General features: G+C 65.9%; 3 protein-coding genes and 1 tRNA gene. 2 read left to right on the top strand and 2 right to left on the bottom strand.

The annotated features are described in order from the left end of the window. Positions 1–495, bottom strand: a 495-nt coding sequence (locus JMF90_RS35825; RefSeq protein ID WP_201326227.1) for a patatin-like phospholipase family protein, incomplete at its 3' end; no start/stop codon positions are given. 8 nt (positions 496–503) lie between these two features. Beyond that, positions 504–908, bottom strand: a complete 405-nt coding sequence (locus JMF90_RS35820) for a PaaI family thioesterase (protein ID WP_006477449.1) — start codon at positions 906–908, stop codon at positions 504–506. Between the two features lie 189 nt (positions 909–1,097). Here JMF90_RS35820 and JMF90_RS35815 point away from each other — a divergent pair. Further along, a tRNA-Lys gene (locus JMF90_RS35815) sits at positions 1,098–1,173 on the top strand. A gap of 190 nt (positions 1,174–1,363) precedes the next feature. Then, positions 1,364–1,732 (top strand): DUF3592 domain-containing protein (locus tag JMF90_RS40460; protein WP_236598114.1); only part of this gene is annotated, 369 nt, incomplete at its 3' end.

Raw genomic sequence — 1,732 nt, 5'->3', positions numbered from 1 at the left:
CGTGCAGGCCTGCGCCCGCACGAATTCGGGGCGAAACCCGAGCGTGCGCCCGAGCGTCGGGTGCAGCGTCTTGCGCACGTACTTCTCGATGTTGTATGCGACGAGGCCGGCCGCGACCGCGCTGCGCGCACCGAGCCAGCGCGGCACGTGCGACACGCCGATGCGGATCTCCGGCGCCGCGGCGAGCTGCGCGAACGGCTCGCCGTAGATGTCGAGCAGCGCCTGACGATAGATCCGGTAATGCGGAAACACGGGCTCGCGCCCGAACAGGTTGCCCCAGTAGGCATTCTTCCGGTTGTGGCGCAGCGCCTCTTCGTAATAGCGCATCACCCATGCGGCGTCGCGCGTATACAGCATGCAGGCGGTGGCCGCGCCGGCCGAGATGCCGGTGATCACGCGCGGGCGCAGGGCGAGGGCCGGCTGTGCGACATCCCAGAAGCCGGCCTGCCACCAGCAGCGATTGCCGCCGCCCGCAAAGACGATCTGGTCGAACATCGCGCCGCTCAGCTGACGAGCGCGTAGGTCGACGTCGCGTGGACGGCCATCTTGCCGTCCTCGTCGAACAGCTCGACTTCGCCGAACACGAGGTTGCGGCCCATTCGCAGCACGCGCGCGGTGACGAGCACGTCGCCCTTGCGCACGGGACGCATGAAGTTGGTGTTCAGCGACACCGTCGTCATCGGCCGGAATTCGCCGAGCGCGGCCGAGATCGCGACCACCATCGCGGTGTCGGCGGCCGCCGTGAACACCTGGCCGCAGATGATGCCGCCCGAATGACGGAACTCGCCGGAAAACGGCAGGCGCAGCGTGACGCTGTCATCGCCGATCGACACGGGGACCAGACCCAGCGAGCGGACCCACGGGGCCAGCAGGCGATCCAGCAATTCGCGGACTGCGTTTTCGTCCATCTTCGATGTCCAGAAAGCGTTGCGCGACCGCCGCGCAACGCGTGTGGCGTCATCATACCGGGAGCGCGCGAACTGCGATCGCTCGTTACCGCGCTGGCAACCGCCGTTGTCTTGACGAAATATTTTCAGGAAATTCGCACAAAGGGCTTGCCATGTCCTGAAAACCCCGGCATAATCTTTCTTCTGTTGGGGGCGTTAGCTCAGTTGGTAGAGCAGCGGACTCTTAATCCGTAGGTCGAGTGTTCGAGTCACTCACGCCCCACCAGGAATTTCAAAGGCCGGTCAGCGAAAGCTGACCGGCCTTTTCCGTTTTGGCGCGTCGCGAGTGCGACGCGCACCCTTCGCGGCGGTATGCAACCGCACGCCTGCCGCCCATCGTTTCCGCTAGAATCGTCCGACAAATATCACACGACCGGCGCCAAGCATCGTCGTTTGCCCGCCGGCACTGAGAGAACATGGGACGTCAGACATGGAAGCATGTGAACGAGACGCGACCATTCAGAGGGCATGGTTGCGTCAATATCGGCCCGTCCGTCGCGATGGGCCGTTCACCGGGGCACACCCGAAGCCGCGCGACGCACGAACCGGATCGCGCCATGCCGGGTAAGGACGCGCTGATCGCGCTGACGATCGGTGTCGTCCTGTTCGTGCTGGCCGGCGTACTCGCCGTCACGGCCGGCCGGGAACCCGGCCATCTGGTCCGCGCGCCGGGCACGGTCGTGCGGATCGTCCAGGACAGCGATGCGATGCGCGCGTACCGGCCGATCGTCGCCTACCTCGCGAACGACGGCCAGCGCCGCGAAGTCGCCGGCAATACCGCATCG

The sequence above is a fragment of the Burkholderia sp. E168m23 genome (assembly GCF_016586125.1).
In the GTDB taxonomy this organism is placed as follows: Bacteria; Pseudomonadota; Gammaproteobacteria; order Burkholderiales; family Burkholderiaceae; genus Burkholderia; species Burkholderia orbicola.
Note: the sequence above shows the minus strand (reverse complement) of the source record. Positions and strands in the feature narration are given on the sequence as shown.